This window comes from Dietzia sp. B32, assembly GCF_024732245.1.
Lineage (GTDB): Bacteria > Actinomycetota > Actinomycetes > Mycobacteriales > Mycobacteriaceae > Dietzia.
This window is the reverse complement of sequence record NZ_CP093845.1, coordinates 1230167-1254755: the sequence shown is the minus strand read 5'-3', so window position 1 is coordinate 1254755 and position 24589 is coordinate 1230167. Positions and strand designations below refer to the sequence as shown.

The 24589-nt window shown below is 71.6% G+C and carries 26 protein-coding genes; 18 read left to right on the top strand and 8 right to left on the bottom strand.

The window, feature by feature from the left end; all coding sequences use genetic code 11:
- Positions 1-86 precede the first annotated feature (86 nt).
- A complete protein-coding gene (locus tag L8M95_RS06000; protein ID WP_260488589.1) occupies positions 87-1616 on the bottom strand; it encodes an aldehyde dehydrogenase family protein in 1530 nt (509 codons plus the stop codon).
- On the opposite strand from L8M95_RS06000, the gene L8M95_RS05995 reads away from it, so the two are divergent.
- Positions 1615-1800, top strand: coding sequence for a hypothetical protein (locus L8M95_RS05995; protein ID WP_260488588.1), 186 nt, complete (start codon positions 1615-1617; stop codon positions 1798-1800). The genes L8M95_RS06000 and L8M95_RS05995 overlap by 2 nt on opposite strands.
- Here the strand turns inward: L8M95_RS05995 and L8M95_RS05990 are convergent.
- Both L8M95_RS05990 and L8M95_RS05985 read right to left on the bottom strand, forming a co-directional pair.
- The gene (locus L8M95_RS05990; protein WP_260488587.1) at positions 1797-3503 is read right to left on the bottom strand and encodes a helix-turn-helix domain-containing protein; all 1707 of its coding nucleotides are present in this window, start codon (positions 3501-3503) and stop codon (positions 1797-1799) included. The two genes, L8M95_RS05995 and L8M95_RS05990, sit on opposite strands and share 4 nt — an antisense overlap.
- A gap of 131 nt (positions 3504-3634) precedes the next feature.
- Complete coding sequence (locus tag L8M95_RS05985; RefSeq protein WP_260488586.1) at positions 3635-4573, bottom strand: IclR family transcriptional regulator; 939 nt, start codon at positions 4571-4573, stop codon at positions 3635-3637.
- Positions 4574-4739: 166 nt separating this feature from the next.
- On the opposite strand from L8M95_RS05985, the gene cysD reads away from it, so the two are divergent.
- The 4 genes from cysD to L8M95_RS05965 are packed head-to-tail and all read left to right on the top strand — an operon-like array spanning position 4740 to position 9810.
- Entirely contained in the window at positions 4740-5657 is a 918-nt protein-coding gene (gene cysD, locus L8M95_RS05980; protein ID WP_260488585.1) for a sulfate adenylyltransferase subunit CysD, read from the top strand.
- A complete protein-coding gene (gene cysN / locus L8M95_RS05975) occupies positions 5657-7585 on the top strand; it encodes a sulfate adenylyltransferase subunit CysN (protein ID WP_396119537.1) in 1929 nt (642 codons plus the stop codon). Before cysD ends, cysN begins: the two co-directional genes overlap by 1 nt.
- A 4-nt stretch (positions 7586-7589) precedes the next feature.
- The gene (locus L8M95_RS05970; RefSeq protein ID WP_260488584.1) at positions 7590-8507 is read left to right on the top strand and encodes a sulfite exporter TauE/SafE family protein; all 918 of its coding nucleotides are present in this window, start codon (positions 7590-7592) and stop codon (positions 8505-8507) included.
- 46 nt (positions 8508-8553) lie between these two features.
- On the top strand, positions 8554-9810 hold the full coding sequence (locus L8M95_RS05965) for a sodium:proton antiporter (RefSeq protein WP_260488583.1): 1257 nt from the start codon (positions 8554-8556) through the stop codon (positions 9808-9810).
- Here the strand turns inward: L8M95_RS05965 and L8M95_RS05960 are convergent.
- Complete coding sequence (locus tag L8M95_RS05960) at positions 9807-10289, bottom strand: Rrf2 family transcriptional regulator (RefSeq protein WP_260488582.1); 483 nt, start codon at positions 10287-10289, stop codon at positions 9807-9809. The genes L8M95_RS05965 and L8M95_RS05960 overlap by 4 nt on opposite strands.
- Positions 10290-10370: 81 nt before the next feature.
- Positions 10371-11309 carry a sulfite exporter TauE/SafE family protein gene (locus L8M95_RS05955; RefSeq protein ID WP_260488581.1) on the bottom strand — a complete coding sequence of 313 codons (939 nt, stop codon included), beginning with the start codon at positions 11307-11309 and terminating at the stop codon, positions 10371-10373.
- 248 nt (positions 11310-11557) lie between these two features.
- On the opposite strand from L8M95_RS05955, the gene L8M95_RS05950 reads away from it, so the two are divergent.
- Together L8M95_RS05950 and L8M95_RS05945 are read left to right on the top strand one after the other, a co-directional pair.
- A complete protein-coding gene (locus L8M95_RS05950; RefSeq protein ID WP_260488580.1) occupies positions 11558-11773 on the top strand; it encodes a hypothetical protein in 216 nt (71 codons plus the stop codon).
- Between the two features lie 45 nt (positions 11774-11818).
- Positions 11819-12634, top strand: coding sequence for a 3'(2'),5'-bisphosphate nucleotidase CysQ (locus L8M95_RS05945; protein ID WP_260488579.1), 816 nt, complete (start codon positions 11819-11821; stop codon positions 12632-12634).
- Here the strand turns inward: L8M95_RS05945 and L8M95_RS05940 are convergent.
- Both L8M95_RS05940 and L8M95_RS05935 read right to left on the bottom strand, forming a co-directional pair.
- Positions 12618-13742 (bottom strand): NAD-dependent epimerase/dehydratase family protein, encoded by a 1125-nt coding sequence (locus L8M95_RS05940; RefSeq protein ID WP_312027448.1) that lies wholly within the window; start codon positions 13740-13742, stop codon positions 12618-12620. The genes L8M95_RS05945 and L8M95_RS05940 overlap by 17 nt on opposite strands.
- Positions 13743-13887: 145 nt before the next feature.
- A complete protein-coding gene (locus tag L8M95_RS05935) occupies positions 13888-14283 on the bottom strand; it encodes a hypothetical protein (RefSeq protein ID WP_260488578.1) in 396 nt (131 codons plus the stop codon).
- Positions 14284-14453: 170 nt separating this feature from the next.
- On the opposite strand from L8M95_RS05935, the gene L8M95_RS05930 reads away from it, so the two are divergent.
- From L8M95_RS05930 to L8M95_RS05905, 6 genes are read left to right on the top strand one after another with little or no spacing between them, the layout of a single operon-like run.
- Positions 14454-15527: a YihY/virulence factor BrkB family protein gene (locus L8M95_RS05930; protein WP_260488577.1), complete on the top strand. Its 1074-nt coding sequence runs from the start codon at positions 14454-14456 to the stop codon at positions 15525-15527.
- 47 nt (positions 15528-15574) lie between these two features.
- Positions 15575-16750: a YihY/virulence factor BrkB family protein gene (locus tag L8M95_RS05925; protein ID WP_260488576.1), complete on the top strand. Its 1176-nt coding sequence runs from the start codon at positions 15575-15577 to the stop codon at positions 16748-16750.
- A gap of 10 nt (positions 16751-16760) precedes the next feature.
- The gene (gene rfbB / locus L8M95_RS05920) at positions 16761-17813 is read left to right on the top strand and encodes a dTDP-glucose 4,6-dehydratase (RefSeq protein ID WP_260488575.1); all 1053 of its coding nucleotides are present in this window, start codon (positions 16761-16763) and stop codon (positions 17811-17813) included.
- Positions 17810-18691: a glucose-1-phosphate thymidylyltransferase RfbA gene (gene rfbA, locus L8M95_RS05915; protein WP_260488574.1), complete on the top strand. Its 882-nt coding sequence runs from the start codon at positions 17810-17812 to the stop codon at positions 18689-18691. Before rfbB ends, rfbA begins: the two co-directional genes overlap by 4 nt.
- Entirely contained in the window at positions 18688-19674 is a 987-nt protein-coding gene (rfbD, locus tag L8M95_RS05910; RefSeq protein WP_260488573.1) for a dTDP-4-dehydrorhamnose reductase, read from the top strand. The genes rfbA and rfbD overlap by 4 nt, the downstream gene beginning before the upstream one ends.
- Positions 19671-20234 carry a YdcF family protein gene (locus L8M95_RS05905; RefSeq protein WP_260488572.1) on the top strand — a complete coding sequence of 188 codons (564 nt, stop codon included), beginning with the start codon at positions 19671-19673 and terminating at the stop codon, positions 20232-20234. The genes rfbD and L8M95_RS05905 overlap by 4 nt, the downstream gene beginning before the upstream one ends.
- 48 nt (positions 20235-20282) lie before the next feature.
- On the opposite strand, the gene L8M95_RS05900 is transcribed toward L8M95_RS05905, so the two are convergent.
- Positions 20283-21149, bottom strand: a complete 867-nt coding sequence (locus L8M95_RS05900) for an oxygenase MpaB family protein (RefSeq protein WP_260488571.1) — start codon at positions 21147-21149, stop codon at positions 20283-20285.
- 211 nt (positions 21150-21360) lie between these two features.
- Here L8M95_RS05900 and L8M95_RS05895 point away from each other — a divergent pair, with 211 nt between their 5' ends.
- The 5 genes from L8M95_RS05895 to L8M95_RS05875 all read left to right on the top strand — a co-directional run bounded on the left by L8M95_RS05895 (position 21361) and on the right by L8M95_RS05875 (position 24580).
- On the top strand, positions 21361-22167 hold the full coding sequence (locus tag L8M95_RS05895) for an SDR family oxidoreductase (RefSeq protein ID WP_260488570.1): 807 nt from the start codon (positions 21361-21363) through the stop codon (positions 22165-22167).
- A gap of 19 nt (positions 22168-22186) precedes the next feature.
- Positions 22187-22738 carry an LpqN/LpqT family lipoprotein gene (locus L8M95_RS05890; RefSeq protein ID WP_260488569.1) on the top strand — a complete coding sequence of 184 codons (552 nt, stop codon included), beginning with the start codon at positions 22187-22189 and terminating at the stop codon, positions 22736-22738.
- A gap of 53 nt (positions 22739-22791) precedes the next feature.
- A complete protein-coding gene (gene rfbC, locus L8M95_RS05885) occupies positions 22792-23451 on the top strand; it encodes a dTDP-4-dehydrorhamnose 3,5-epimerase (RefSeq protein ID WP_260488568.1) in 660 nt (219 codons plus the stop codon).
- Positions 23452-23506: 55 nt separating this feature from the next.
- A complete protein-coding gene (locus L8M95_RS05880; RefSeq protein WP_260488567.1) occupies positions 23507-23641 on the top strand; it encodes a hypothetical protein in 135 nt (44 codons plus the stop codon).
- Between the two features lie 162 nt (positions 23642-23803).
- Positions 23804-24580, top strand: a complete 777-nt coding sequence (locus L8M95_RS05875; protein ID WP_260488566.1) for an enoyl-CoA hydratase — start codon at positions 23804-23806, stop codon at positions 24578-24580.
- Positions 24581-24589 lie beyond the last annotated feature (9 nt).

The following is a 24589-nucleotide window of genomic DNA, read 5'->3' as shown; positions in this document are numbered from 1 at the left end:
GAGGGTTGAGTAGGAGGAGAGGGAGTCGCCGACGTCCCCGGAGCGGTCACGGGGACGCCGGGTCCCGGTTCGCGGAGCCCGATGACTCAGAGCTGGATGTTGACCGACCTGGTCTGGGTGTAGAGGTCGAGCGCACCCTGGCCCAGCTCGCGGCCCCAGCCGGACTGCTTGAACCCGCCGAACGGCATGGCGGTGTCGAAGCCGTTGTACTGGTTGACCCACACCGAGCCGGCGTGAAGTCGACTCGCGACCTTGTGTGCCTTGGAGATGTCCTGGGTCCACACTCCGGCGGCCAGGCCGTACATCGAATCGTTGGCCTGGCGGACCGCGTCGTCGAGGTCGGAGAAGCGCAGGGCCGCCACGACGGGGCCGAAGATCTCCTCGGTGACCACCCGGTGGTCGGGCTCGACGTCCACAAAGACGGTGGGCTGGATGAAGTAGCCGGTGTCGCCGTGGCGCCCACCGCCGGTCAGGGCCCGCCCGCCGTCCTCGATCCCGGCGCGCAGGTAGTAGGAGACCTTGTCGAACTGGTCCTGGTCGACCACCGGGCCGAGCGTGGTGGCGGGGTCGAGGCCGTGACCGATGGTGGCCTGGGCGGCGGCGTCGGCCACGGCCTGGGTGAACTCCTCGTAGATGGAGTCCTCCACGTAGAGTCGGGTGCCGGCGGTGCAGGCCTGGCCGTGGTTGAACATCCAGGCGGCCACGGAACCGGCCACGGCGGCGTCCCAGTCGCAGTCGGCAAAGACGATGTTGGCGCTCTTGCCGCCCAGCTCGAGGGAGACCTTCTTGAGGTTGCCCTTGGCGGCGTCCACGATGAGCTTGCCGACCTCGGTCGACCCGGTGAAGGCGACCTTGTCCACGTGGTGGTGGGCGGAGATGGCGGCGCCGGCGTCGCCGAACCCGGTGATGATGTTGACCACGCCGTCGGGAACGCCGGCCTCGGCCATGATTTCGCCCAGCAGCAGCGCGGTCAGCGGTGTCTGCTCGGCGGGCTTGAGGACGAGGGTGTTGCCGGTGGCCAGGGCGGGTGCGAGCTTCCACGACGCCATGAGGATCGGGAAGTTCCACGGGATGATCTGGCCGCACACACCCACCGGGACGCGCTGGGTGTAGGCGTGGAACTGCTTGTCGCCGGCGAACGGCATGGACACGTTGACGGTGGAGCCCTCGATCTTGGTGCACCAGCCCGCGTAGTAGCGGAACACGTCGGCCGCCCACGCCACGTCGACGGCGGTGGCGATGGCTGCGGACTTGCCGTTGTCGAGTGCCTCGATCTGTCCGAGCATCTCGGCCTTGGCGTCGAGCAGGTCGCCGATCCGCCACAGGATCTGTTCGCGTTGGTTGGGCTTCATGCCGGCCCATTTGCCGTCGTCGAATGCGCGGCGCGCGGCGGCCACCGCCTTGTCGACGTCCGCGGGTCCGCCGTGCGCGACCTGCGCGATCTCGGCGCCGGTGGCGGGATCGAAGGTGCCGAACGTGCGGCCGTCGGCGGCGTCCACCCATTGGCCGTCAATGAACAACTGGTGCGGGCGGGCGAGGAACTCGCGGGCCTCGGCGCTGAGCCGCTCGTCGAATCGGCCGGTGGTGCCGGTGTCGCGGGAGAGTGTGCCGGTCATGATGTCCTCCAGAAATCCGACCGGCTCCGATGTGATGCCGGTCACAACCCATCATGGGGTCGCGGTTGGCACGCCGAGTGTTCAGATTCTGGACAACATGGACAGCGCCGACAACGCCGACAACGCCGACAGCATCGACGACGCCGGGCCGACGTCCGACGCCGGGCCGACGCCCTCCCGCTAGGACAGGCCGAACTCGCGCATCCGGGCGTACAGGGTGGTTCTGCTGATGCCCAGCCGTTTGGCGGCGCGTGACCGGACGCCGTCGCATCCGGCCAGGGCGGCGACGATCGCGTCGTACTCGCCTCTCGCCAGCTCCCCGGCCCGGGGCGGGCGTCCGGTGCGGGCGCGGGCCGGCAGGCAGTCCACGTCGAGCGTCGTCGACCCCGTGTGCCCGGACTCGGAGAGGCATTCGGTCAGGATCGACCGCAGGGAGATCAGACCGTTGGGCAGGTCCAGGGCGCAGACGGCGTCCGTGAAGCGCGCCGTGGGGACCATCGGGGCGAGCCCCTTCCCGGCGGTCAGCTCCTCCACCATCCGGGCGACGATCTCGGCGCTCTCGGCCCCGCGTTCGTGCAGCGGCCGCAAAACGGTCCTCGTCCCGCACGCGTCGAGTGCCTCCGTCACCGCCGCGCGGGGGTCCTCGCGACTGGTGACGACGACGAGGGCTGCCCCCGCCGACCGTAGGCGTGCTGCCAGGCGCCGCAGGTCGGCGTCGTCGAGGAGGTCGATGTCGTCCAGGACCAGCGGTCGGCCCTCATCGCCCTGGTCGCGCAAGGCGGGCACCACGAGACCGATCCACGCGGCGTCGGCGCTGTCGGCTTCTGCGAGCCGGACGTGCAGGGCGCCCGGGCCCGCGATGTCCCGCGCCGTCGACGACCGTCCCGACCCGGAGGGGCCGACCACGGCGTGGGTCGGTCCGGTGACCCCGCCGCAGGAGCCGGGCGCGGAGGCGGCGGGCATCGCCGGCGTCCCCGGGATGGACGCGGCGACGGGGGCGGTGAAGGCCGGTCGGGTGCTGCCCAGGACGGGTACGGCCGGGTGCTGATGGTCCGGGAAGACCAGGTCGAGCAGGTGCCCACGACGGCCGACCCGGCTCGAGAGCACCCCGACCGTACCCACCGACAGCTCGACCGAGTCACCGAGCTCGTGCCGGTCGACCAGGCGCCGGAGCCTGCCGAGGTCGCGGGAGTCCAGCCGTTCCAGGCTCGAGTGCGAGGCCAGCACGACCTCGTCGCCGAACGCACAGGTCGCGGTGTCCGAGGTGCGGGTACGTTCGACGAAACGGTGCCACAGTTCGCGGTCGTCGGCACGGGCGGTGTCGACGTAGCGGGCCTCGATATCCGCGACGATCTTCCGTACGAACGGCGCGAACATGCGGGAGGCGTCGGCACTCATGCCCGTCAGATCCACCGCGCCGACCAGGCGTCGCGTGAGCGGGTCGATGATCGGGTGCCCGTAGCAGACGAAGTCGCGCAGGACCTCGGCGAAGTGTTGCTCGCCGTGGATGAACACCCCGGCGCGGGTCTCGAGGGCCGTGCCGATGCCGTTGTTGCCCACCGCGTCCTCGGTCAGGGTGGCCCCGTCGTCGACGCCTCGCCGCAGCAGCATGCGGGAGATCCGGGCGTTGTCGCGTACCGAGCGGATGACCCGACCCTCGCGGTCGGCGAGCAGGAGCATCGCCCCGGTGTCCTTGAGGACCTCGTCCAGGTCGTCCATCACCGGGCGGGCGGCTTCGGCGAGCCGGTGGGAGCGCGATGCGCGTGGGTCGGGGGCGCCGGGCCGGGCGCTCTTCGGGGTGAGGCCGCACGATGCGGATCGGCGCCAGGACAGATCGATGTGGTCCTCACCGGGGGCAGGGGAGGAGGGGCGGACGGTCTGGGTCACAGGGCGCCTCCGGCCGGTCGATCGGTGTGATCTACACCATACGGACGCCGGGGCGGTCGGGGGTGCGGCGGTGGCCGCGCGGGGCGGGCGTGGCCGGACGGGGGCGCGGCGGTGGCCGGGCGGGGCCGGGATCAGGGGTGCCGGGCCGCGTGCGCCGGGTGGACGAGGTGCGAGGGCAGGCCGGTGGCGAGGGCGGGGCCCGGCCGCGAGGCCAGCCGGGCGGCGACCGCGTCGGCGCACGCGCTGACCGCCCGGGTGGCACGGGCGACGGACCGACCGGTCATTCGCCGTCCCGGGGCGACGGCCACCGAGCCGACCGCGCGGCCGTCCGCACGCAGAACGGGCGCGGCGACCGAGGCCACCGCCAGGTCCTCGGCGGAGTCGAGCTCGGCATTGGTCACGTCGATCTCGGACAGCTCCACGAACAGTTCGGACACGCGGTCCCGGACCAGGGCGCCGATGCCGGACGCCTCGAGCGAATCGGCCATCCGCAGCAGCTCGCGGCGTGCGGGGGTCAGCCGCTCGATCGACCACCCGCGTCGCGCGATCTGCGGCAGGACCGTCTCCAGTCGGTCCCGGGCCGCGGGGGTGAGCCCCGCGGAGTCGGCGAGCCACCGGCGCTGCTCCACCACCGGGAGGCGGGCCGCCAGTTCGCGGGCGAAGGGCGCACGCACCGGGACCACGTGACCGACGGGCATGACCTCCCGGGAGGCGGTTCTCATGCCGGCACCGACCGAGTCCACGACCTCGGCCATTCCGTCGCGGACCTCGAAGACCACGGCGGCGATACCGGTGGCGTCGGCCAGCTGCTCGAGGGGCTCGCGGGCCGCCCGGACGAGATCGACCTCGGCGGCCAGTGCCGCACCCACCTCGCGCAGCCTCGGCCCGGCCCGCCACCCACCGCCGACCTTTTCCGCCCAGGCCTGCGACTCCATCTCGGCCAGCACCGCGTGGAGGGTCGACCGGCTTGCGCCCGTGATCCGGGCGAGTTCGGCCAGGGGTAGGGGAGGGCCGTCGGTCGCGAGGGACTCGATCACCGAGAGCGCCCGACCTGTCGGTTCGTGTCGCATAGTCGACAGGATATGTCGATTAGTCGACAGGCGCACGGTGGTTGTGCTCACCGAGGTGCATATCAGGGCCCCGCGGGCGCACGATGGTCCGGATGCCCGAGGGCAGACAGATCTGTCTGCCATCAGCCGCCCGGTGTTCCGGACGGCCCACGACACTGGAGGTCGCATGACGACGAGGTCGGCGGTGACGCTCTCGCATCTCGACGCGCTCGAGGCGGAGTCCGTTCACATCTTCCGCGAGGTAGCCGCGCAGTTCGAACGCCCGGGGATGCTCTTCTCCGGCGGCAAGGACTCGGTGGTGATGTTCCACCTCGCCCGCAAGGCCTTCTGGCCCGCGCCGATGCCGTTCCCGCTCATGCACGTGGACACGGGTCACAACTTCGACGAGGTCATCGAGTATCGCGACCGGGTCGTGGCCGAGACCGGCGTCCAGCTGCTCGTGTCCCACGTGCAGGACGACATCGACGCCGGCCGCGTGGTCGAGGAGACCGGTGTCGGCACCAGCCGCAACCGTCTCCAGACCGCAGCCCTGCTGAGGGGCATCCAGGAGAACCGCTTCGACGCGGTCTTCGGCGGCGCCCGCCGCGACGAGGAGAAGGCCCGGGCCAAGGAGCGCGTCTTCTCGTTCCGAGACGCGTTCGGCGCCTGGGATCCCCGCGCGCAGCGCCCCGAGCTGTGGAAGCTCTACAACGGCAAGCACCGAAAGGGCGAGCACATCCGCGTGTTCCCGCTGTCCAACTGGACGGAGCTCGACATCTGGCAGTACATCGAGCGCGAGGACATCGACCTCCCGCCGATCTACTACGCCCACGAGCGCGAGGTCATCGAGCGCGACGGCATGCTCCTGGCCAAGACCCGGTTCCTCGAGACCCTCCCGCACGAGGAGGCGCGCACCGAGCTGGTCCGCTTCCGCACGGTCGGAGACGCCACCTGCACCGGCTGCGTCGAGTCCGACGCCACCGACAACGCCGCCGTCGTCGCCGAGGTCGCGGGCACCCGCGTCACCGAGCGCGGCGCCACCCGTGCCGACGACCGGATCTCCGAGGCCGGCATGGAAGACCGCAAGAAGGAGGGCTACTTCTGATGAGCACCCCGACCACCGAGACGCGCCCGGCCGAGACCGGGCACGCCACCACCGGGCACGCCACCGCCGAGCCCGGCCACACCATGTCCGAGCAGGCCCAGCTGCTGCGTATCGCCACCGCCGGCTCCGTCGACGACGGCAAGTCGACCCTCATCGGCCGACTGCTGTTCGACTCCAAGGGCATCTTCGAGGACCAGCTCGCCTCCATCGAGGCCACCTCCGCCAAGCGCGGCGACGAGTACACCGACCTCGCGCTGCTCACCGACGGGCTGCGGTCCGAGCGGGAGCAGGGCATCACGATCGACGTGGCCTACCGCTACTTCTCGACCCCGCGGCGCAAGTTCATCATCGCCGACACCCCGGGCCACGTGCAGTACACGCGCAACATGGTCACCGGCGCCTCCACGGCCGACGTGGCGATCATCCTCGTCGACGCCCGCAAGGGCGTGCTCGAGCAGACCCGCCGGCACGCCTTCCTGTCGGCGCTCCTCGGCATCCCGCGTCTGGTGGTGGCGGTGAACAAGATGGACCTGGTGGACTACGACGAGGCCACCTTCGAGGCCATCCGGACCGAGTTCACCGACTTCGCCGCCAAGCTCGAGGTCCACGACGTCACCTTCGTGCCGTTGTCGGCGCTCAAGGGCGACAATGTCGTCGACCGCTCGGAGGCCATGCCCTGGTACACCGGCCCGGCGCTGCTCGACCACCTCGAGAACGTCCACATCGCCTCGGACCGCAACCTCACCGACGTCCGGTTCCCGGTCCAGTACGTGATCCGCCCCCAGCGCGCCGACGGGTTGGATCACCGCTCGTTCGCGGGCACCGTCGCGGGCGGCATCATCAAGGTCGACGACGACGTGGTGGTCATGCCGTCCGGTCGGCAGTCGACGGTCAAGGCGATCTGGGGCCCGGGCGGGGCGGAGCTGGACGAGGCCGCCGCGCCCGCCGCCGTGACGATCGCGCTGAACGACGAGATCGACATCGTCCGCGGCGAGATGATCGCCCGCCCGGGCAACCGCCCGCACCAGGGCGCCGAGCTCGAGGCGATGATCTGCTGGTTCGACGACGTCTCCACGCTGCAGCAGAACAAGCGCTACGTCATCAAGCACACCACCCGTGACACCAAAGCGATCGTCACCGGGATGGAGTACCGGCTCGACGTCAACACGCTGCACCGCGACCCGGACTCCACCGAGCTCGGGCTCAACGAGATCGGCCGCATCGGCCTGCGCACACAGACCCCGCTGATGTACGACCCGTACCGCCGCAACCGCGACACCGGTGCGTTCATCATGGTCGACGAGATCACCGGGAACACCGTGGGCGCGGGCATGATCATCGGGCCCGCCACCACGGGGTCCAACGTGGTCTGGCACGCCGGGGCCGTCCAGCGCGGGGACCGGGGACAGGGTCGCACGCTGTGGCTCACCGGACTGTCCGGATCGGGCAAGTCCACGATCGCCTCCGAGGTCGAGCGACTGCTCATCGAGTCCGGGCACCCCGCCTACATCCTCGACGGCGACAACCTGCGGCACGGCCTCAACGCCGACCTCGGGTTCTCGGCCTCCGACCGCGCCGAGAACATCCGCCGCACCGCGGAGGTGGCGGCGCTGTTCGCGGACGCCGGCGTCGTCGTCATCTGTTCCCTCATCTCGCCCATGCGCGCCGACCGCGACGCGGCACGTCAGGTCCACGCCAAGGCCGACCTGCCCTTCACCGAAGTCTTCGTGGACACCCCGCTGGCCGAGTGCGAGGCCCGCGACCCGAAGGGCCTGTACGCCAAGGCCCGGGCCGGCGAGATCCCGGAGTTCACCGGGGTGTCCGCGCCGTACGAGCCGCCGCTGACGCCCGACCTGCACGTGCGTCCCGAGGACGGGACGGCCGAAGAGGTCGCGCAGCGGATCCTCAGCTCCATCCTGGGGATCTGAGCCGGTGCCCGAGGCCCTCTGGACCTACGAGTCGCTCGGGCTGCTGGTCGTCAGTGCGGTGATCGGCGTGGTGATCGGTCTGACGGGGATGGGCGGCGGCGCGCTGATGACGCCGGCGCTCATCCTCGTGGGCATCCCGCCGACGGCGGCGGTCGCCAACGACCTCGTGGTCAACGCGGTCAACAAGGTCGTCGGGGCGGGCGTGCACTGGCGGCACGGCAAGCCCAATCTCAAGATCGCGTTCTGGCTGGTCCTGGGGTCGGTGCCGACGGCCTACCTGGGCGCGTGGCTCGTCCACGCGATCGGTGCCGACGATGTGCAGGGCCTGCTCAAGAAGGCCATCGGTGCCACGCTCATCGTGGCCTCGACGGCCTATTTCCTGCGGGCCTTCTTCGAGATGTCCGGGCGCATCCGCACCGGTGACGACCCCGACCCACCCGTCAAGCCGCTCATCACCCTGCTGGTCGGGGTGATCGGTGGCCTGATGGTGGGCATCACCTCGGTGGGCTCTGGCACGGTCATCATGATGTGCATCATGCTGCTGTACCCCACGCTGGCCGCGCTGCGGTTGGTGGGCACCGACCTGGTGCAGGCGGTCCCGCTCGTGATCGCGGCGGCCATCGGCCACGTGATGGTCACCGGGGTCGACTGGGGCCTGCTGGTCCCGCTGCTGATCGGGGGTGCGGTGGGCACGTTCTTTGGTTCGAAGTTCGCCAGCCGCGTCCCCCAGGGGCTGATCCGTCGAGGGATCACGATCGTGCTGGCCGTGACCGCCTCGGCGATGTTGGGTGCGTCCCCGCTCCTCATCGGCGTCATCACGCTGGTGTTGGTCACGGTGGGGCCGCTGGTGTGGAGGATCCTCGTGCGCCGGTTCTCGGTGCACCGGGACGAGCCCGCGGAGCAGGCGGCCGCCCGAGCCTGACGCGGTCCGGTGGCGCGTCGACCCCCCGTGGGGCCACACTCCTGCGGTGGCCAATACCGACCTCATGTACGCGGTCATCGGGGCGGCGTTGCTCGTCGGCTCATTCCTTCCGCGACTGCTCCGCGAGCGGGTCCTGTCCGCGCCGATCGTCGTGGTGGGCGTGGGCATGCTCATCGGCTGGCTCATGCCCAACGAGTCGCAGCTCGTCGACGTCATCGAGCACGCGGAGCTCGCCGAGCGGATGGCGGAGATCACCGTCATCGTCGCGCTCTTCGGCGTCGGCCTGGCGCTCGACCGTCCGCTCACCTTCCGGGGGTGGAGCACCACCTGGCGCCTGCTCGCCATCGGGATGCCGCTGTCGATCGCAGGCGTCGCGGTGCTCGGGTGGTGGGCACTCGGCCTGACCCCGGCGGTCGCGGTCCTGCTCGGGGCCGTACTCGCCCCGACCGACCCGGTGCTGGCCTCCGACGTGCAGGTGGAGGGCCCCGGTCACGGCGAGGGGGAGAAGGTCGACGACGAGCACGACGAGGCGCGCTTCGCCCTCACCTCGGAGGCGGGCCTCAACGACGCGCTGGCGTTCCCGTTCGTCTACCTCGCGATCCTCCTGGCCACCAAGGGGCCGCCCTCGGAGTGGGTCTGGACCTGGCTGGCCTGGGACCTGGCGGGCAAGACGGTCATCGGGGCCGTGGCCGGGTGGGTCATCGGCCGGCTGGTGGGGGCGGCCCTGTACCGGGTCCGCATCGGCGAGCACCGCCTCGTCGGCTATGCCGAACCCGCGGCCGCGGTGGCCACGCTGCTCCTGGCCTACGGTGTCGGCGAACTCGTGGGCGGGTGGGGCTTCCTGGCGGTGTTCTGCGCGGCGCTGGGCGTCCGCGCGGCGGAGCGTCACGACGAGAAGCACGCCCGGGCCCACGAGTTCATCGAGTTCACCGAGCACCTGCTCACGCTTCTGGTCCTGCTGGTGATCGGGGCGTCGTTCATCTCGGACGCGGTCTTCCGGCTGGAGTGGTCGCACGCGGTGGTGGCGGCCGGGGTCCTGTTCGTGATCAGGCCGCTCACCGCCTGGATCGCACTGCTGGGCGATCGCAAACTGCGGCGCCCCGAGCGGCTCTTCGTCGCCGCCTTCGGTGTCCGGGGCGTCGGGTCACTGTTCTATCTCTGCTACGCGATGGGCTACTTCTCCAAGGACGACGGCTGGTCACTCTGGCCCGCGGTGTCGCTGGTGATCGTCGCGTCCATCGCCATCCACGGTGCGACGGCGTCCCCGGCCAGGAGAGCGCTCGAGCGCTACCGTCAGCGTTAGCGGGCCTCCCAGGCGTCGGTGTCGAGGGTCAGTGCGTGGACCTCGCCCGGGAGGTGCCCGGCCGCGAGGTCGGCGATCGTCACGGCGTCCATCACCCGGCGCAGCGCGGCGCGGGAGGCGATCCACACGTGCTGGAGGATCGCGGCGCGCTCGTTGTAGACCACCGATTCGGGGCGGACGTCATAGACGCTGACCAGTGGTCCGTCGACGGCTCGTAGGACGTCGGCGACCGAGATGTCCCCGGCGGCGCGGCCGAGGAACCATCCGCCGGTCTTCCCCCGGCGACTGGCCACGATCCCGGCCCGGCGCAGGTCCGACAGGATCGCCTGGAGGAAGCCGTGCGGGATGTCCTGCCGACGCCCCAACTCCTCGGCGCTGACCGGGTTCTCGCGGGGAGCGGCGTCCGGAACGTCGAGCTGTGCCGTCGCCAGTTCGACGAGTGCGCGCAAGGCGTAGTCGGACTTGGCCGTGACCCTCATGGGAACAGTCTCCCAGAGGGTCCGTCGTGGCGGGCGGGGGAGTGAAGGTCCGAGACTCCCCGGTCGCCCGCCTCGGTCCGGTCAGGCCTGGGCCGGGGCGGATTCGGCGGTCCCCGCACGGGCGGGTCCGGCGGGGTGGGTGCCGGCCTCGTCGTCGTCGCCGGGGGTCCTGCGCTCGGCGAGCACCGCCCAGGTGACCAGGCCGATCCACACGGCGACCAGGGCCAGCAGGATCGGGGTGGTCGCCGACGAGGGCACCTCGGCCCACACCAGCAGGGTGCGGGTGTTGGTGACGACGATCAGGCCGCCGGCCGCCGTGCCGAGCACCCGGGCGGGCAGGTGCTTGACGAGCCACGCCGCGAGCGGGGCCACGAGCACTCCGCCGATGAGGAGCGCCAGCGCGTAGCCCCAGTTGATGCCGGCCGCGCCCAGGCCCACGAGGAAGCCGAGTGACCCGCCGACCGCCACCACGAACTCGGAGGTGTCGATGGAGCCGACGACCTTGCGCGGCTCGACGCGGCCCGAGGACAGCAGGGAGGTGGTGCCGACCGGGCCCCAGCCGCCGCCGCCGAGGGAGTCGAGGGTGCCGCCGACCAGGCCGAGCGGCACGAGGAACCCGGTGCGGACCCGTCCGCGGAACTCGGGGCGCCGCCCGCCCAGGGCGAGGAAGCGGTACAGGACGTACAGGCCCAGGGTGAGCAGGATCGCGCCCACGACGGGCTTGGCCACGTCGGCGGGGAGGCTGGACAGCAGGGTGGCGCCGGCGAAGGCGCCGATCGCGCCGGGCACCGCGAGGATGCGCACGATCCGCCAGTCGACGTTGCCGAGCTTGTGGTGGGAGATGCCGGAGGCGAGGGTGGTGCCGATCTCCGCGAAGTGCACGGATGCCGACGCGGCGGCGGGGGCGATACCGGCCGCGACCAGCAGCGTCGTGGACGTCACGCCGTACGCCATGCCCAGGGAGCCGTCGATGAGTTGGGCGATGGCGCCGACGACGCCGAGCACGATGAGAGTCTTCACGGTCACCTTGTGGGTAGTGAGTTGAGTAAGTAGAGCAATACAGTAGACATAGGATGTGGAGGATGTCTAGACCGTTCTGTCTACTGCCCCACGGCGGCGCGCTGGTCGGCTGTCCAGAACCTCTGCCGGCACTTCGGGGGTGACGCGAGATGCGCACGATGTTTCCACTGTTGCGTAGTAAAAATTTATGACAAGATAGGGGGCCTACGCGTTGGCTCGGGGCCGGCGCTGGGGCTTCAAGGGGAACCATGAGCGAGGTCGGAGAGCGTCCGTGCTACGTCGAGGAGACGGCCGACGGCGCGGTGTGGGGTTGTCATCGCTGCAACGCGCGCAGCGGCGTTCTGCCGTCGCGTGGCGCGGCCCGGGTCGCGGCAGATGCCCATCGCTGCCCGGACGAGCCCGCCCGCGTCGCCCGCCAGTACGGGCATCCCCGGCGCCGGGGCCTGCGCTCCCGCTGGCGGTAGGCCTCTCGCGCCCCCGCGGGCGGTACGCCTCCTAGGCTGGTGGGCATGACCGTCGCCTCGCGTACCCCGGATCAGCAACTCGCCGTCGACCTCGCCACGGAGGCCGGACGCCTGCTGGTGGACCTGCGTTCGTCCGGCCCCACCGGGCGGCAGCTCGGCGACATCGGGGACCGTCGAGCCAACACGCTGCTGCTCGACCGGCTCGCGGCGGCGCGTCCGGGCGACGCGGTCCTGTCGGAGGAGTCGGCCGACGACCTCGCGCGGGTGGACGCCGACCGTGTCTGGATCATCGATCCCGTCGACGGCACCCGTGAGTACGGCCTCGGTGACCGGCCGGACTGGGCCGTCCACGTGGCCCTGTGGGAACGCCACGGGGACCCGGCCCTGTCGCGACTCACCGCCGCAGCGGTCGGGCTACCGGCGCTCGGGGTGGTGTCGGGGGTCGACGACGACGAGGTCTACGCCGCACCCGTGGGCAACGGCGGGGTCGACGGAGGAGGCCTCCTTCCCCCGCGGACGGGCTCCCGGCCGAGGATCGTCCTCTCCGCGTCCCGTCCTCCCCGGTTCGCCGACGCGGTCGCCGAGGCGGTGGGCGGGGATCTGGTGCCGTTGGGGTCAGCCGGGGCCAAGACGGCCGCCGTCGTCCGCGGCGAGGCGGACGCCTACATCCACGCCGGGGGTCAGTACCAGTGGGATTCCGCCGCCCCGGCCGGGGTGGCGCTGGCCCGCGGGTTTGTCGCGGTGCGGGTCGACGGCTCCCCGCTGGAGTACAACGTGGCCGACACCTACCTCCCGGACCTCGTCGTGTGCCGGGCCGACCTCGCGGACGCCATCCTGGGCGCGATCAGGGCAGTCGTCTGACGTCGACGGGGCCGCCGCGGCGTAGCGAGGCCAGCGCGTCCAGCAGGGTCCGCGGGCGCAGGGGCGGGGACGTGCCCGCCCGCCCGGCGGCGATCGCGTCGATCACCTCCCGGAGTGCCTCGTCGGCCGGGACCGTGGGGTGCCAGCCGAGTTCGGCCCGGGCGCGGGTGGTGTGCATGAGCGGGACCCCGAACGCCAGGTCGACCCAGCCGATGCTCAGCGGCTGGAGGTGCAGCAGCCAGCTGACGTGGACCAGTTGCCGCAGGATCCGCAGCGGCAGTTCGACCGGCCGTGCCCCGAGCTCGCGGGCGATCATGTCGCGGGTCACGGGTGGTTCGGCCGCGATGTTGAACGCGCCCTGCGCGCCGGTCGTCGCGGCGGCCGCGAGCGCCGAGGCCATGTCGTCGCCGTGCACCAGGGGCACCGTGAGGCGCCGGTCCACCGGCAGGATCGGCAGCGCCCGGATCAACCGGAGGGGCGCGACGGCGGGGCTGAAGTAGCGCGCCAGGCCCGAGGCCGCCTCGCCGTGCACGATGAACGCGGCCCGCATGCGGGCGATCGTCGGGCTGCCGGGGTGTTCACGCTCGTGCTGGTCCAGCAGGCGTTCGGCGGCCGTCTTGTGGTGGTTGTAGGCGGCCGTGGGCACCCCGCCCAGCTCGGCATCCTCGCTCACGCGACTGCTCACCGACACCCCGGGGCCACCGTCGGACACCGGGGCGTAGGCGCCCACCGAGGACTGGTGCACGAGGTGCGGCACGCCAGCCAGTCGGCACGCGCCGACGACCGCCGCGGTGCCGCCCACGCCCAGTCGCCGGTGGTGGTCCACGTCGCGGGTCGGCTGGAAGCCCCAGGCGAGGTGGATGACCGCGTCGGCTCCCCGGAAGATTCCCACCAGATCCTCGGCGCGGGCGTAGGACAGGTCCACCCGGTGCCACTCGGCACCGTCGTAGGGGGCGGTGGCCGGTGGGATCCGGCGGCACAGTCCCACCACGTCGTGGCCGTCGGCGAGCAGGCGGCGCAGGAGAGGGGTCCCCACGTTCCCGCTGGCGCCGGTGACGACTATCCGCATCCGGCGGGCCGGGACATCGGATTCCGGGTTCTGCGTCATCGCCCCATGGTCGGCGACATGTGCGGCCCGCGCATCCGGTCCGGGGACGCGCGACGGCCCGGCCCCGCGGGATGCGGGTCCGGGCCGTCGCGACTATGAGTGCCGGGTGCCGGGTGCCGGGCGCGGACGCCCACCGGCCGTCGGACTACCGGTCGGTGACCAGCGCGCCGGCGATCGCGGCCATGAACGCGTCCTTGGCCAGGGACATGCCCTCCTGGCTGGGGCGGATGCCGTCGTCCTCGGTCATGGCGGGGTTGCGGAAGTACATGGCCAGCAGGCCCGCGGAGAACACGCCGAGGGCGGCGCCCGCGATCCTGCGGGGCACGACCGGGGTGAGGAGGGCGGCGCCGATGCCGATCTCCGAGTAGGCGACGAACTTGCCGAAGGAATCGGGATCCATCTTGGTCACGGCGGGAACGCCCGTCGCGGCGAAGCCCTGCAGGCCCTGGGCGGCCTCGGTCGGCATGCCTCGCTTGCTCAGGCCCGAGTTGAGGACGAAGGCGCCGGTGACTCCGCGGAGGATGGCGTTGGACAGGCTCACGGTGATTCTCCCTCTGGTTCAACGATGGTCAGGTGACCTTGAGATTGTAGATACGCCACTTTGGTGACGTGACACCAATCAGGGTAACGCACCGGGAGTCGGCGATGATCCCGTGGGGGGAGTCGGCGAGCCGGATGCGGGGGAGGCCCGCTAGTGGAAAGGTCCTGGGCATGAGTACGAGCAGCCGCGACATCACCGATAAACCCGACCCGGACTCTGATCCCGACGCGGGCAAGCCCGAGTCCCCGACCAAGCTCAAGGGCGGCGCCTGGAAGATCGGCCTCAAGCGCGCCGCCGGTGAGTTCTCCAAGGACAACTGCACCGACCTCGCCGCGGCGCTGACGTACTTCGCGGTGCTGTCGCTGTTCCCGGCCCTGCTCGCCGTGGTGTCTCTGCTCGGCGTGTTCGGGCAGGGACAGGCCACGGTCGACGCCGTGATGGGGCTCTTCGAGGGCGCCGCTCCGGAGGAGACGCTCGCGACACTGCGGGGCCCCATCGAGTCCCTCGTCAACACCCCTGCCGCCGGGATCGCACTGATCACCGGTATCGCGGGCGCCCTGTGGACGGCGTCCGGGTACGTGGGAGCGTTCGGGCGGGCCATGAACAACATCTACGAGGTCGAGGAGGGTCGTCCCTTCTGGAAGCTCAAGCCCGCGATGATCCTGCTCACCGCGGTCCTGCTGCTCCTGGTCTGCGTGGCCGGGCTCATGTTGGTGATCAGCGGCCCGATCGCCGAGTGGGTGGGTGATCTCGTCGGACTCGGCGAGACCGCCGTGACCGTGTGGGGCATCGCCAAGTGGCCGGCGCTGATCCTCGTCGTCGTCGTCATCCTGGCGGTCCTCTACGGGTTCTCGCCCAACGTCAAGCAACCCAGGTTCCGGTGGATCTCCGTGGGCGCGATCGTCGCCCTGATCGTGTGGGCGGTCGCCACCGCCGGGTTCGTCTTCTACGTCTCCAACTTCAGCAGCTACAACGCCACGTACGGCTCGCTGGCCGGTGTCATCGTGTTCCTGCTCTGGCTGTGGATCACCAACAACGCCCTGCTGTTCGGTGCGGAGGTGGACGCCGAGATCGAGCGGGCCCGCGAGCTGCAGGCCGGGCTGCCCGCCGAGGAGACCATCCAGCTCCCGCCGCGCGACACCACGGCCAGCGACAAGGCGGCCGAGAAGCACCAGAAGACCATCGACGACGCGGCCGACGTGCGCCGCCAGGCCCAGGTGGAACAGGCCCGCAACCGCGACTGACCGGCGAGGCGGGGACGCCCGCGACCGGCAGGGGCCACAATCAGGGCATGACGATCTCGGGCGGCGCCGGCCGGACGGTGCGCAGACGGCTCCGGACCGCCCGGCTGGTCCTGGCCCGATCGGTGTCGGAGTTCTTCCGGGACCGCGGCCCGGACGTGGCGGGCTCGCTCACCTTCTACGGCGTGCTCTCGTTGTTCCCCGCGATCCTCGGAGTGGTCTCGCTGCTCGGCGTGTTCGGCCAGGGCGAGCGGACGGTGGACGCGGTCATGGACATGCTCTCCGACGTCGCCCCGCCGGCGGTGCTGGACCCGGTCCACGGCCCCATCGAGACGCTCGTGACCACGCCGGCCGCGGGGACGGCGCTCCTGGTCGGTGCGGTCGTCGCACTGGTCACGGCCTCGCGCTACGTCTGGGCGCTCGGACGGGCCATCAACGCGATCTTCGGGGTGGCCGAGGGACGCCCGCTGTGGCGGGTGCTGCCCGTCGGGCTGGTGCTCACCGCGCTGCTCATCGTCCTGGTGGCCGTCGGGGGTCTAGCCCTGGTGTTCACCGGGCCCATCGCGGAGACCATCGGGGGATGGATCGGCCTGGGCGAGACGGCCCTGGCCGTATGGGGCGTCGCCAAGTGGCCAGGCGCGGTGATCTCGGCGATCCTGGCGCTGGCCATCCTCTACCGCTTCTCACCCAACATCGCCGGTCGACGGTTCCACTGGGTCAGTCTCGGCGCGAGCGCCGCGCTGCTCGTGATCGGGGTGGCCACCGCCGGGTTCGGACTGTTCCTCTCCGCCGCCGGCAGCTTCAACCGGACCTACGGCTCGCTCGCCGGGATCATCGTCTTCCTCCTGTGGCTGTGGCTGGTCAACATGGGCGTGCTCTACGGAGCCCGGCTGGACGCGGAGGTGATGCGCCTGCGGCAGCTCCGGGCGGGCATCCCGGCCGAGGAGGCGGTCCGGGTGACGCCGCGCGACACCACGGCCAGTGAGGCGCACGACCGCCGCCGCGCCCGCATGCTGGCCGCGTACCGGGAGTTGCGCCGCGAACCCGCCGGGGGCTACCCCGACCACCCCGACGACGCAACGGTCGACCACTCGGCCGGCGCGCCCGGATCGGAGGCCGGGTTGGTGGCATGGCCGGAGGCGGGGTCGGTGGCCGGGTCGACGCCGGAGGCCGAGGACACCCCGGGCCCCGCGGAAGGGGCGGGGGCGGTCCGTTCGCAGCGGTAGGGTTGTGCCCATGCGCCTCGTCGTCACCGGGGGAGCCGGGTTCATCGGCGCCAACTTCGTCCACACCGTGATCCGCGAGTACCCGGACGCCCACGTCACGGTCCTGGACTCCATGACCTACGCCGCCAACCGTGCGAACCTGGACGGTCTGCCCGCCGGCCGGGTGGAACTGATCGAGGCGGACTGTGCGGACCCGGCGGTCACCGACCGTCTGGTCGCGGCGTTGACAGGGCCGCGGGACGCCGTGGTGCACTTCGCCGCGGAGAGTCACAACGACAACTCGCTGGCCGCGCCCTGGCCCTTCGTGCACTCCAACATCGTCGGTACCTACGCCGTCCTCGAGGCGTGTCGGCGGCACGATGTGCGGCTGCACCACGTGTCGACCGACGAGGTGTACGGGGACCTCCAGCTGGACGATCCGGCCAAGTTCACCCCGGCCACGGCGTACAACCCCTCGAGCCCGTACTCGGCCACCAAAGCCGGCGCGGACATGCTCGTACGCGCCTGGGTCCGCAGCTTCGGGGTGCGCGCCACGATCAGCAACTGCTCGAACAACTACGGACCGTTCCAGCACGTGGAGAAGTTCATCCCGCGGCAGATCACCAACATCCTCGACGGCCGCCGTCCGCGTCTCTACGGCAGCGGGGCCAACGTGCGGGACTGGATCCACGTCGACGACCACAATGCGGCGGTCCTGCGCGTCCTCGCCGCCGGTGAGCCCGGCCGGACCTACCTCATCGGAGCGGACGGCGAGCATTCGAACCTCGAGGTGATGCGCATGATCTGCGAGCTCATGGGAGTGGCCGACGGCAGCGGCGCGAACGGCGGCGAGGCCGGGGGAGACCCCGGGTTCGACCACGTCACCGACCGGCCCGGCCACGACCTGCGCTACGCCATCGACGCCACCGCGACGCGCGAGGAGCTGGACTGGGAGCCGCGACACACCGACCTACGCGAGGGCCTGCGGCAGACGATCGAGTGGTACCGCGACCACCGTGACTGGTGGGAGCCGGTCAAGGAGCGCGTCGAGGCGACGTACGCGCGGACGGAGACGGTGCTGTGAAGGGCATCGTCCTGGCCGGCGGCAGCGGCACCCGGTTGAGCCCGCTCACGTTGGCCACGAGCAAACAGCTGATGGCCGTCTACGACAAGCCGATGATCTACTACCCGCTCTCCACGCTCATGCTGGCGGGGATCCGCGACATCCTCATCATCACCACGCCCGAGGACTCCACCCAGTTCCGCCGCCTGCTGGGCGACGGCAGCCGGTTCGGCATCACCCTCAGCTATATCGAGCAGGCGGCCCCGGAGGGGCTGGCGCAGGCGTTCGTGCTGGGCGCCGACCACATCGGGGACGAGCCGGTGGCCCTGATCCTGGGGGACAACATCTTCTACGGGCCCGGCATGGGCACGCAGCTGCGACGGTTCGCCGATCCCGACGGTGGCGCCGTGTTCGCCTACCGGGTGTCGAACCCGAGTGCATACGGGGTGATCGACTTCGACGCGGACGGGCGGGCGATCAGCCTCGAGGAGAAGCCGGAGGACCCGGCGTCCGACTTCGCCGTCCCCGGGCTCTACTTCTATAGCGCCGACGTGGTGGACGTGGCGCGGGGCCTGGGCAAGTCCGCCCGGGGTGAGTACGAGATCACCGACATCAACCGTCACTACCTGCGCGAGGAGCGTCTGCACGTCGAGGTGCTGCCGCGCGGTACGGCGTGGCTCGACACGGGCACGCACGACTCCCTGCTCGACGCGGGCAACTACGTCCGCACGATCGAGGACCGACAGGGACTGAAGATCGGCTGCCCGGAGGAGGTGGCGTGGCGGATGGGGTATCTCGACGACGACGAGCTCACCGACCGCGCCCGTGCCCTGCAGAAGTCGGGGTACGGCCGGTATCTCCTCGATGTCCTGCGCCGCGAGAAGGGACGCACCCTGTGACCGCCGGCAGGTGGCCGCGGATCCTCGCGACGGGCGGCCGCGGGCAGCTCGGGCACTACCTCGACAAGCAATCGAGGGCTCGGCTCGGTGGCGGCGCGGTCGCGGTGGGACGCGACGAGCTCGACGTCACCGACCCGGCGTCGATCGCCTCCGCCCTGGACCGCCACGAACCGGAGGTCGTGATCAACGCGGCCGCATACACCGACGTCGACGGCGCGGAGGCCGACGAGTCCACCGCCCACGCGGTCAACGCCGACGGGGTGGAGTCGCTGGCCGTGGCGTGCCGCGACCGCGGGATCCGGTTGTTCCACATCAGCACCGACTACGTCTTCTCGGGCGAGGTCCCCGGCGGGGGTGACCCGGCCACCGCTCCGGCTCTCGAGCCGCACGACCCGACCGCGCCGGCGACCGCGTACGGACGCACCAAGCTCGCGGGGGAACGGGCGGCGCTGTCGGTGTACCCCGAGACGACGATCGTGCGCACCGCGTGGGTGTACAGCGGGCCCGAACGCGCGGGGGAGGGGCTGCGCGGGTCCGACTTCGTGGCCACCATGGCCCGACTGGAACGGGAGCGCGAGACGCTCACCGTGGTCGACGATCAGTGGGGTTCGCCCACCTACACGGCGCCGCTGGCCGATCGACTGCTCGGCCTCGTGGCCAGGGATGCCGGGGGCGAGTTCGACGCGAGGGGCCTGACCCTTCACCTGGCAGGGGGAGGCCGCACGACGTGGTTCGACCTCGCCCGGGCGGTGTTCACGTGGTTCGGGGCGGATCCCGAGCGGGTGCGACCCTGCTCCAGCGAGGAGTTCGCGCGCCCCGCCCCGAGGCCGGCCTTCTCCGTGCTCTCCGACGCCTCGTGGCGTGCCGCCGGGCTGGCGCCGATGGACGACTGGAGGCAGGATCTCGTCCGCGCGATCGCCCACGAGGGCTGGATCGCCCAGCGACAGCGGGAGCGGGGCGAGCTCCCGGGTCCCGGGTCGTGAACCGGACCCGCCGCGGAGTGCTCGCGGCCGGGATCGCCGTCGCGGCCACCGCCACCGTCGGTGTGCTCGCGCTCACCGCGTGGGGTGCGTTCCTGTTGCAGCCCCGCGCGGACGACCCCGTGCGCGCCGACGCCGTGGTCATGCTGGCCGGCGCGGACGACGGGCGACACCTGTACGCCCGCGATCTCGTGGAGGCGGGATACGCCGACACCCTGCTGGTAAGCAATCCCGGCGGGAACTCGGAGAAGGTGGCCCGGCGGCTGTGCACCGGTCCGGCCCGCCCGTCCGGCGCCGAGGTGGTGTGCTTCTCACCCGACCCGCGCACCACGTGGGGCGAGGCGCAGTCGGTCGCGGCGATCGCCCGGGCGCGCGGGTGGGAACGGATCCTGGTGGTGACCAACCGGCCCCACACGCTGCGGGCCGGAACGTGGATGCGGGGCGCCACCGGGCTGGACGTGCGGATGACACCCATCGACCGGCTCGACCGCGTGATGCTGCCCGTGCATCTCGTGTGGGAGATCGCAGGATGGATCAAGGGCGGCGTCAACGGTCACTGGTGACCGCCACCGGCCGGGCGCGTCGGGTCCGTATGGCCCGGGTCGGGACGCTCAGGCGGTCCGGGACCGCATCGCCGACGGGGCTGCGATCGGTGCGCGGGTCGTCAGTCTCGGCCGCGCGAGGCCCTCGTGTGCCTTGGTGATCCGCCCGAACACGGCGGTGCGGTCCATCGGACGGTGCGGCAGATCCAGCGCGCGACGCACCTCCGAGGGCACCAGGCTCGCGGCGGCGTCCACGACCGTGGTGCACGACCGGTGGGCGATCACCGAGTTCTCCGTGACCCCGGGGCAGGCGTTGGCGTCCTCGCGAAGCTTGGCCGCGGCGCGGCGACCGGCGACGGTGGCCCGGGCGCGACCGCGGGACCCACGCAACAGTTGCTCGAGCTCGCGGACGGTCGAGGGGAAACTCCGGGCGCCGTGGAGCCGCGCGAGGCCCGACCACTGACACACGTACCGGTCGGAATCGGCGGGGGAGAGCTGCCGCCCCGAGAAGCGCTGGAACGCGGCGAGCAGGGCCCACGCCATCGCGGCCTGCGCCCACTCGATCAGCGCGGGGTCCGAGCCGTAGTAGTAGTCGCCGTGCTCGGTGGTGCCGGAGAAGGAACTGTGGTCACGGCGGGCGTGCTCGATGGTCACCATGGCGTCGTCGACCGTGCCGAACGTCGAGATCTCCACGAGGTCGTGCAGGTAGTCGTCCACCGACCACGGGTGCTCCTCGGCTCCGCACGCGGCCACCACGGCGGAGTAGGAGGGGTCGGCGGTCAGCATGAGAAGGCCGGTGGTGATCCCGATCGGGGTGGACGCGTCACCGTGGACGCGCCAGATCGGATCGTCCTGCCCGAACCAGCGCGGGCCGGGGATGTCGAGGATCGAACACGCCGCCGACTCCGCGCCAGCGCGTGGAACTAGTGGTGACATGCACACACCCCGGGATAGTAGCGCCGCCTGAGGGAGCGGCCGGATGAGACCCGTCAACAACTCTAGCGCCCGGCGACCCGCAGGTGAAGGAATCCCGGAGGGTCCGCTGAGAGAATCCCGAGAGACCCCGTCTCGGCGGGCCCCCAGCCGCACGGCCTCTAGGCTGGGAGGCGCACACCAGACGCCATCCCACCCTCATAAGGAGACGGTCGTGACCGCTACCCCCCTTCCCGCCCCCCGCACCGGCCCTGTCGTCCCCGACCGCTTCGCAGGACGCACCGCGCTCGTCACCGGGGCGAGCCGGGGGATCGGCCTGGGGATCGCGGGACGCCTGCTCGCGGAGGGGGCCTCGGTGGTCATCACCGCCCGGGGACAGGAGGGCCTCGACGAGGCCGTCGCCGAGCTCGGCGCGCCGGACCGGGTGCTCGCCGTGGCCGGCAAGAGCGACGACGAGGACCACCAGCGCGAGGTCATCGCCCGCGCCGAGGAGAAGTTCGGCCCCATCGACCTGCTGGTCAACAACACCGGCATCAACCCCGTCTTCGGCCGCACCGTCGACATCGACCTCGCCGCCGCCCGCAAGATCACCGAGGTCAACGCCCTCGGGACCCTGTCGTGGACGCAGAAGATCTACCACGCCGGGCTGGGGGAGCGCGGCGGCGCCGTGGTGAACATCGCCTCCATCGCCGGCCTGGCCCCCTCGCCGGGGATCGGCTGGTACGGCGCCACCAAGGCGCTGGTCATGCGGCTGACCCAGGAGCTCGCCGTGGAGGTCGGCCCGGCCGTGCGCGTCAACGCCGTCGCCCCGGGCGTGGTCAAGACCAGGTTCGCCGAGGCGCTGTACTCCGGCCGCGAAGAGGCCATGTCGGCGGCGCTGCCGGCCGGGCGACTGGGGGTGCCCGACGACATCGCCGGGCCCGTGGCGTTCCTGCTCTCCGATGACGCGCACTGGATGACCGGGCAGACCCTCGTCGTCGACGGGGGCGCGCACATCGTCGGCGCGGGCCTCCAGGGCTGACGGGGCCCGGGAGCCCACGATGACCTCGATCCAGGAATACTGCGCCTCGACCGGTCGCTCGCTGGACGCGAGCCCGCCCATGGCCGTGGCCGCACAGCCGCTTACCTGGGTGGACAGCCCGCCGTGGCAGCGCATCGAATCGCCCGAGCCGTCCGCGGTGATCTACGTGGACCCGGGCGCACACCGCGACGGGTTCTCGCCCAACGCCGTCGCCACCTGCGCACGCGTCGCCCCGGCGATGGACACCGAGCAGGCGGTCGAGATGATCGTCGCCACGGCCGATGCGCTGGCCGAGTGGACCCTGCTCGAGCAGGTGGCCGGCGAGGGCGACGAGTCCGCCGGCGCCGTCCGCAGCGTCTACCGCTACCTGCGCGGCACCTACACGGCCGAACCGGGGCGGATGGCCACCTCCAGTCTGATCGTGGGATGGAGCGACGACGAGGCCACCTACGTGTTCCAGTTCGTCGTCACCGGGTGGCGCGAGGACGCGTCCGTCCACGACGACGCGATGCGGTGCCTGCTCATCGGCGAGTGGACGGCGGCGCAGATCGTGGAGGCGATGCGCGGCTAGGGTGGTCGGGATCCACGGGTCGGATCGACAGACGACAGGAAGGCGGGACCGACGTGCAGCTGCGCGAGCTCAGCGTGTCGGGGGCGTGGGAGATCACCCCTCGGCAGATCTCCGACGACCGCGGGGTGTTCCACGAGGCGTTCACCGACGAGAACTTCCGCCGTATGACCGGCCACCGCTTCGACCTCGCGCAGGTCAACGTCTCGGTCTCCGGGGAGGGTGTGCTGCGCGGCCTGCACTTCGCGGAGGTCCCGCCCGGTCAGGCCAAGTACGTGTTGTGCCCGTCCGGCACCGTGTTCGACGTGGTGGTGGACATCCGGGTGGGCTCGCCGACGTTCGGCGAGTGGGCCGGGGTCATCCTCGACTCGGTCGAGCAGCGGGCCCTCTACATCCCCGAGGGCGTGGCGCACGGCTTCCTGGCGCTCGAGCCGCAGTCCACGGTGATGTACTTCTGCTCGGAGGGGTGGCGCCCCGGGGCCGAGCACGTCATCGACGCGTTCGACCCCAAGATCGCCATCGACTGGCCGGGGACGGCCCTCGACGGCACCTCGATCGAGCACGTCATGAGCGAGCGCGACCGCGACGCCCCGAGCCTGCTCGACGTCGCCGCCGCGGGGCGGCTGCCACAGTGGGAGGCGTGTGAGGCCCACGTCGAACACTTGAGGGAGGCGACGTCCGCCGTGGACGCCGTGTGGCGCCCGGACGAGAACTGACCTACCCTCACAGGCGTACCCCCTAGGGTATGTAGTCGGATCTGAGGAGATTCTTATGTGTTACCCCGTCACCTGCCCCGTCTGCGGCAAGACCACCTGGGACGGCTGCGGTGAGCACGTCGACCAGGTGAAGGCCACCGTGCCCGCCGAGCAGTGGTGCGACGGCCGGCACGGGACCGCCGCGACCTGACTCCCGGCCGGGCCCCGGTGTCCGGCGCCACCGGAGGGCCCGCCGCGTCCGGAGGGTCCGCCGCGTCCGGTGGGGGCGTCCGGGCCCCGTCCCGGCCCGTCGACCGGGGCCACGGGGTAGAACCAGGGGAGGCGCCAGCCCCTCATCCCCTCCGGAGGTCCCATGAGCACCCCGTTCGTCCTCGTCGAGCGCAGCGGCCCGATCGCGCGCGTCACCCTCGATCGGCCCGAGCGGCGCAACCCGCTCTCCCTGCAGATGATGCGGGAGGCGACGGGGGCGATCCGCGACCTCGGTGACGACCCGGACTGCCGGGTCGTCGTGCTCACCGGCTCGGGACCCGCGCTGTCCGCCGGACACGAGATCAGCGAGATGGTCGACCGCTCGCTCACGCAGGAGCGCGAGGTCTTCACCACCTGCGTCCAGCTCATGGAGACCATCCAGGCGATCAGGCAGCCGGTGATCGCCGAGGTGCAGGGCCACGCGATAGCCGCAGGATGCCAGCTCGTCGCCACCTGCGACCTGGCCGTGGCCGTCGACACCGCACGCTTCGGTACCCCCGGCGTGAAGATCGGCCTGTTCTGCTCCACCCCGATGGTGGCGGTCTCCCGCGCCGTCGGTCGCAAGCGCGCCATGCAGATGCTGTTGACCGGCGAGACCATCGACGCCGCCACCGCCGTGGACTGGGGACTGATCAACGAGGCGGTCCCCGCCGACCGGCTGCGCTCCCGGGCGGACGAACTCGCGGTGCAGATCGCCGACGCCAGCCCATTGACGTTGGAGATCGGCAAGCAGGCCTTCTACCTGCAGATCGACCTGCCCCAGGACGAGGCGTACCGCGAAATGGCCGAGACGATGGCCACCAACGCCGTCACCTGTGACGCCCAGGAGGGCATGACCGCGTTCCTGGAGAAGCGCACCCCGCAGTGGCGCGGGGAGTGACGGGCGGAG